This window comes from Phyllobacterium sp. P5_D12, assembly GCF_054049495.1.
Window position 1 is genome coordinate 1 of record NZ_JBFUMG010000227.1, and the last position, 6,827, is coordinate 6,827.

The 6,827-nt window shown below is 55.7% G+C and carries 7 protein-coding genes and 1 pseudogene; 6 read left to right on the plus strand and 2 right to left on the minus strand.

The genetic code is table 11. The features are described from left to right. The 5 genes and pseudogenes from ACXJ5O_RS15285 to ACXJ5O_RS15305 all read left to right on the plus strand — a co-directional run. Positions 1-150 (plus strand): annotated as a pseudogene (locus tag ACXJ5O_RS15285) (XdhC family protein); the annotation flags it as partial. A 2-nt stretch (positions 151-152) separates the two neighbouring features. After that, the gene (locus tag ACXJ5O_RS15290) at positions 153-863 is read left to right on the plus strand and encodes an XdhC family protein (RefSeq protein WP_457300631.1); all 711 of its coding nucleotides are present in this window, start codon (positions 153-155) and stop codon (positions 861-863) included. After that, the gene (locus ACXJ5O_RS15295; RefSeq protein ID WP_457300632.1) at positions 860-2,479 is read left to right on the plus strand and encodes an NTP transferase domain-containing protein; all 1,620 of its coding nucleotides are present in this window, start codon (positions 860-862) and stop codon (positions 2,477-2,479) included. The genes ACXJ5O_RS15290 and ACXJ5O_RS15295 overlap by 4 nt, the downstream gene beginning before the upstream one ends. Positions 2,480-2,488: 9 nt before the next feature. After that, positions 2,489-3,364 carry an alpha/beta hydrolase gene (locus tag ACXJ5O_RS15300; RefSeq protein ID WP_457300633.1) on the plus strand — a complete coding sequence of 292 codons (876 nt, stop codon included), beginning with the start codon at positions 2,489-2,491 and terminating at the stop codon, positions 3,362-3,364. Positions 3,365-3,488: 124 nt separating this feature from the next. Further along, a complete protein-coding gene (locus ACXJ5O_RS15305; protein ID WP_457300634.1) occupies positions 3,489-3,911 on the plus strand; it encodes a hypothetical protein in 423 nt (140 codons plus the stop codon). Positions 3,912-3,958: 47 nt separating this feature from the next. Here the strand turns inward: ACXJ5O_RS15305 and ACXJ5O_RS15310 are convergent, their stop codons facing one another. Both ACXJ5O_RS15310 and ACXJ5O_RS15315 read right to left on the minus strand, forming a co-directional pair. Continuing rightward, positions 3,959-4,870, minus strand: a complete 912-nt coding sequence (locus tag ACXJ5O_RS15310) for a diacylglycerol/lipid kinase family protein (RefSeq protein WP_457300635.1) — start codon at positions 4,868-4,870, stop codon at positions 3,959-3,961. A 71-nt stretch (positions 4,871-4,941) separates the two neighbouring features. Beyond that, entirely contained in the window at positions 4,942-6,240 is a 1,299-nt protein-coding gene (locus ACXJ5O_RS15315; RefSeq protein ID WP_457300636.1) for a glucoamylase family protein, read from the minus strand. 154 nt (positions 6,241-6,394) lie between these two features. On the opposite strand from ACXJ5O_RS15315, the gene ACXJ5O_RS15320 reads away from it, so the two are divergent. After that, positions 6,395-6,827, plus strand: a 433-nt coding sequence (locus ACXJ5O_RS15320) for a fumarylacetoacetate hydrolase family protein (protein ID WP_457300637.1), incomplete at its 3' end; no start/stop codon positions are given.

The following is a 6,827-nucleotide window of genomic DNA, read 5'->3' on the forward strand; positions in this document are numbered from 1 at the left end:
GTTGAAGGTTCAGTCATTGCCGAAGCCATGGATGTGATCAGCCAGGGCACCCCGCGGATGCTTGAATTCGGCGTCGCCGACGAAACCGCCTGGCAGGTCGGTCTGTCCTGCGGCGGACGTATCAAAGTCTATGTCGAACGGCTGGGCTGAGCATGGATCCCTATTGTCTGAAGAAACTCAATGCAGAACGGCAAGCCCGCCGTGCGGCATTGTTGCTGACCGATCTTGGCGACGGGCGTGACCGCGTGATCAAGGAGGGCGATCCGGTTGCCGGTCTGCTCGGCGATGCGATCAGCCAGGCGTTCCTGTCCGGAAAATCGAGCCTCGCCGAGATCGAGGGCCAGTCGTTCTTCCTGAACGTCCACGTGCCGCCGCCGCGTCTGGTGGTGATTGGCGCTGTGCACATCAGCCAGGCCCTGGCTCCGATGGCAAAGATTGCTGGATACGATATGGAAATCATCGATCCGCGTACGGCGTTTGCCACGCCGGAGCGCTTCCCGGATATCAAACTCTTTGCAGAATGGCCACAGGATATACTCGAGCAGCGACCACTTGATCCTTATACGGCGGTTGCTGTCGTCACGCATGACCCGAAAATCGATGATCAGGCGCTGGAGCGGGCTCTAAAAGCTGGATGCTTTTACGTCGGCGCGCTGGGCAGCCGCAAGACTCATGCAAAGCGTGTCGAGCGGCTCACCGCGCTAGGGTTCAACCAGGATGAGATCGCTTTAATTCATTCGCCTATCGGCCTTGATATCGGTGCCGCCAGCCCCGCTGAGATCGCCGTTGCGGTTATGGCCGAGGTGATCAAGGCATTTCGAGCGAGAGGTCTCCAAACCACGCTGCGTTTGGAGACAGCATGATTTTTGGTGAAATACCCCTTGAGGATGCGCTTGGCGCGATTCTTGCGCACTCGACGCATACAGCGAACCTGAAGCTGAAAAAAGGACATGTCCTCAGCGAACATGACCTTGGGCAATTGCGCGAAGCGGGCGTGACTCGCGTCATTGCGACGCGCTTGCAAGACGCTGATCTCGAAGAAAACGAAGCGGCCAGACGGATAACGGAAGCATTGCAATGGTCTGGCGTGCAGGCGGGGCCAGCATCGACCGGCCGGGTGAATTGCTATGCCGAAACGGCCGGGCTTTTCACGGTGAATGCTGACTTGATCAACGCCATCAATGCGGTTGATCCTTCCGTGACGATCGCCACATTGAAAGCGTTCGACAGGGTAGAGCAGCAGCAGATGGTTGCGACCACCAAGATCATTCCTTTTGCAGTTCCTGTGTCTGTAGTTAACAGGATCGCGGAGTTGGCACGCGGTCGCACGGCCTTTGAAGTGCGAGGTTTTACAGGCTCACGCATTGGCTTGATCCAGACGACGCTGCCGTCAATCAAGCAGACAGTGCTGGACAAAACACGCCGTGTCATCGAAGCACGGATCGCAGCCAATCATGGAGTTGTGACATCCGAACTGCGCCCGACCCATGCGAGCAAACCGCTGGCGGAAGCGATACGCAAATTGCAGAAAGCAAATGACTTCGTCGTCGTCTTTGGCGCCTCCGCCGTGGTCGATCAGGACGATATCGTTCCCACCGCAATCAGGGAGGCAGGCGGAGCCGTTAGTCATATCGGCATGCCGGTCGATCCGGGAAACCTGCTGATCCTTGGCGAACTTGATGAAAAACCTCTGATCGGCGCTCCCGGTTGCGCGAGGAGCCCCAAGGAGAACGGCTTTGATTGGGTGCTCGACCGGCTGATGGCGAATGTGCCTGTGACCAAGGCAGACATCGTCGGAATGGGCGTCGGAGGCTTGCTGATGGAAATTCCAACGCGTCCGCAACCGCGCGATCCACGCCCAGTGGCGGCGCGGCCCGACGTTGCGATCGCTCTGCTCGCGGCCGGTCAGTCAACCCGCATGATGGGGCCAAACAAATTGTTGGCCACTTTCGATAATGTGCCGCTGATACGCCGCTCGGCACGGACTGCGATCGAGGCGGGTGGGCGTCCTGTCGTCGCCGTGCTCGGGCATATGGCAGAGCAATGCAGCGCGGCGCTGGATGGGCTCAATGTGGTGATCGCCCTCAACAAGGACTACGCCAGCGGGCTAGCCTCATCGCTGCAAACCGCGATCAGGAACGTACCATCGTCGTCCGATGGTGTGATGATGCTTCTGGCCGACATGCCTGCTTTGTCAGTGACCGATCTGCAGGCCATGATCAGGCGTTTTCAAAGCGCCGACGGTCAATCTGTCGTGAGGGCGACTTTCGAGGGCAAGCGCGGCAATCCTGTCATCCTGCCGCGCATCTTGTTCAACGAAGTGTTCAGTCTGGCGGGTGATGTTGGTGCACGTCATTTGATCGAGCGTGGAGATATCCCCGTCATCGATGTGGAGCTCGGCGAGGCGGCTGCCCTTGACGTAGATACGCCGGATATGCTGCATCGCGCGGGTGGTACTATTACCGAGCCCATCCGATAGGAAATTCGCTTGATCAGGTCCTTTATTCTCGGCGCATTGGCGTTCGTTTGCCTTTCGAGCTCCGCGGCGGCATTGCAGCTCGAACCCTACAAAGATGATCTCTTTGCCTATCCCGGAATTCTGAAGACCGGCGACGGTGGTGACTATGTCGTGGTCGATTATAACGAAATGCGGGATATTAACGGTCGCGATCAGGTGCCGGAACGACGCGTCAAACAGAACTACATCTCACTTCAGCCGAAACGTTCGCAAAAGGACCTTGTCGTTACGACAGATAAGGGTCCGCTAAAGGTCATGACGGTGGGGAAACTTTCCGGCGCGTCTGTCATTACCATTTATCTGCACGGCCAGGGCGGCAATCGCCAACAAGGCATGAACGACTTCACATTCGGCGGTAACTTCAATCGCCTGAAAAACCTGATGGATCGCAATGGAGGACTCTATATCACACCAGAATTTAGTGACTTCGGAGACAAGGGCGAAAGCGAAGTTGCGGGTGTGATAGATTATTTCAAGGCGCAATCGCCACAAGCAAAACTCTTCGTCGCTTGTGGATCGATGGGCGGCTCATTGTGCTGGAAGCTGGCGCAGGATGCCCAAACGTCCACGCACATCTCAGGCCTGATCATTCTCGGATCGCTATGGGATGAGCACTTCATCGGATCTGCTCCGTTCAAACGTCGTTTGCCGGTCTTCTTCGGCCATGGCAGTCGTGATCCGGTTTTTGCCGTCGAAAAGCAGCAGGCATTCTACCAGAAGATACGGACATCGGCACCGGGGTATCCCGCGCGGTTTCATCGATTTGAGAGCGGCAATCATGGTACGCCAATTCGGATGACCGACTGGCGCGGCGTACTCAACTGGATGCTGTCTGTCTCCCGCTGACGTCCGGGGATGGACTTGTGGCAATAAAGTCCCAATGTGGCAGTTGTGCCACTAGACAAATGATAAAAACCGAATAGTTTCCGGCCTATATCCAATCCTGCGATAAGACTTTGCGGAGAGAACCATGCGCCTGCCTACCGATATTTTAAGCCGGATTGCCCCCTTGGTAGTCCTCATTCCACTGGCTGCATGTTCTACCACCGGCGCACCCAGCATGATGCCGACCATGCCGACTTTTGCGCCCGTACGTCCACCTGTGAACGCCGCTCTCGCTCAACCGTGCATTGCTGCAGCATCTTCCAAATATTTCATGGGCGAAAGCAACATCAAGGCCGTCGATGCCGAGCCAATGGGTGGCGGCCTAAACCAGGTGCGTTTGAAGGTCGATATTCGCGATGCAATGTGCACCGTTACCGACAAGGGTAAAGTGCGCTCTGTCGTCGACACAATGCCAAAGAGCGCCGATCAGCTCGCTGCCGAAGAGGCCGCGGCGAGGAAGGCGGCTGGAGAGCCGGCGCCAGTCAAGAAATCAAAGAAAAGTAGCTGACATCGTATCCAGCTAGCTTGAACGGTGCGGTCAAAACCGCGCCGTTTTCATATGGGAAGTGTGTCTTGAGGGACAAGCACCTGAAGTTCTCCTGCATGAATGACAATTTTGACGTCTCGTGGGAGCGGGATCAACTCTCCGTCGATGGTCGCTTTCGCGCTGCGCCGCAGGTGCGGAAAGTGCAACTCAACTTCCTTGGCAAGAATTTCGTCGACGTCGGGGTTGCGGCGCCATGACCCGGTCAGAACGCTGAACGCCAACTTTAATATTGTGCCAGGGGTCAGGCCTCCGGCGACGTAAACGCCCAATTCGCCGCGGTCGACTTTGTCAGGTACGGGTAAAACGCCGCTACCATAAGGATTATTTGAAATCGAGATAGCAGAAACGGTTCGCTCTGTCGGGGTGCCGTCGATGACCATGCGCACGGCGAAGCGCGGCGGATTGCCCATGGCTTTTGCAAATGCGCGGATGCTTGCAAGACGCTTACCCCAGCGGGAGCGATACTCCAAGGTGTTGCGAAGCTTGATCATCTGCGGCTGGAAACCAATCGAAAACTGATGAACAAAGCTTTCCTCATTGGCGGTGGAAATGTCGACCGCCTGAATGGTGCCGCTGGCGAGGCTTTCCAAGGCTACGTTTAGATCCAGCGGAATTTTCAAGGCGCGCGCAAAGAGGTTCATAGTTCCGGCGGGTAGTACCGCGAGCGGCACCTTGGCCTTCCAGGCAACATCAGCGGCGGCCGAAATCGTGCCGTCGCCGCCGCCTGCCATCAGAACGTGCTCGCCCGCCTCGGCTGCAACTTTTTGCAGCGCCTTCACAATGCTTTTGCCAGCTACAATCTCGCTCTCGAACGTATGGCCCTGCTTTTCAAAAATTTCCTTGGCTGTTTCAGCGAACAACTTGATATCCATGGTGCGAAACGTACCGCCATCGCGGTTGAAAACAGCATGGATTTTCATGTTTGATCCTTGATTGGGAGGACGCGGAGTTCGATCAGAAGATGATCAGTTGCCCTGACAGAAGCAATGCCTCAACCCTTGATTGGTTCCCGTGGTCCGACTAGATGAGGGCTTGCAAAGCCAAGGTTTTGGAGAGAATTCTGGATTTCCGGCGCGCTCATGAAGAGCTTCCACAGTAGGCCGCTTCTGTGATTTTCGATCATGGCAATGGTCGGGCCCTGATCTATGGCGAGGTAGGTTCTGGCGAACCATTTTCTGGAAGGCGAAAACGCATCGACGAAACCAAACCTGCCGTTCACCTTGCCATGGGGGAGTGTCAGGAAATGACGTAAGGCGCGCATCGAGAATTTAGGTACGTAGGGCAGGCTGCTGAGAGCGGCAGTGGGCGCAATCAAACCGAAATCTGAACCGGGCGAACTTACCCTGTAGCCTCTCGGACCGTGACTGGAAGATAGGCCCCAGCAATCTTGACCATAGCCGATATAGCCATGTGGATTGTGAACGCTGTGCAGGTAGTTGATTTCCGCGTGGCTGCAATTTTGCAACCAGTAATCGGCGTATTGGTCTGTAAGCCCACGCGGATCCAGGCCGCAGAAAGAATAGTGCGCAAAGAACATGGGGCCGCCAAAGTCCGGGCCAAGTGGCAACCTGACGCCATAATAGTCTCGCCCATTGATGAAGGCGCCGTTTGACGCAAAACCTTCGTGATAGATCTCTGGATCGATACCATGGTCAGGGGAGGCGGCAGCCAGGACGTAAGTGATCAACGCTTCGTTCCAACCCCGGATCGGCACATTACGCGCCCAGCGAAATTTTGGACTGTGGTGCCAGTAGAGAACCTTTTCCCCCGGTTTGATGTGGGAATCCCATTGGACCGATCGCCACAGCCGATTGATCCTGTCACGGATGGTGATGTCTTCGGGGGCATTGAGTGCAAAATATTGCCGGACACAAATCAATCCTTGCACGAGAAGCGACGTTTCAACCAGGTCACCACCATCATCCAGACGTGTAAACGGTACGGTCGTGCCATCCAGGCCATTGATGAAGTGCGGGAAAACGCCTTGATAGCGTTTCGCGCGTTCGAGCGCAGACAACATTTTTTCAATGCGGAGCTGTCCCTCATCGCGTGTAATCCAGCCGCGCTCAACGGCAACGAGGATAGCCATGAAACCGAAGCCGGATCCGCCAATAGCGACGAGGTCATTAGCTGGATCGGACGTCCGGCCGGAGCGGTCGCGCGCGAGACCGCTTTGCGGATGAGCGCCTTCCCAGAAATAGCTGAAACTCGCCCGCTGGACTTGTTCCAGCAGGAAATCGTCGCTGCCGTCCGCATGCAACGGATTTCGCAAATCAAGTCTCTGATGCATGCGAAGGTCAAAATCCTTGTAGAGGGCGTTATGCCGCTGCATATGACAGGTTGCATTGGCGATTTGTCTGATCTCTATAACACCTAGTATGTGTCATGCTGTCTGAGAAGACCGAGATCGAGATCAGCCAACTAATTTGAGGTGAGGCTCAAGAATGCATCAGAATGAATTTGTTTTCGAGCCGCTTCCGCAACCGACTTTGCGGGTGATTGGCTCTGACAAGCTGTTTCCTGTTCATCGGATTTATTGTGTCGGGCGGAATTATGCTGATCACGCCATCGAGATGGGACATGATCCTGACCGTGAGCCGCCGTTCTTCTTCCAAAAAAATCCGGATTGCCTTCTTACCGATGGACGCGATTTCCCCTATCCGTCTGCGACGAAAGATGTCCATTTCGAAATGGAAATGGTTGTTGCGCTTGGAAAGGGTGGCTCAGACATTGCCACTGAAAATGCGCTCGATCATGTATTTGGCTATGCGGTTGGTCTCGATATGACCCGCCGCGATCTGCAAGGGGAAGCCAAGAAGCTTGGCCGTCCCTGGGAAGTTGGAAAGGCATTCGAAGCTTCTGCGCCCTGTTCGGCTG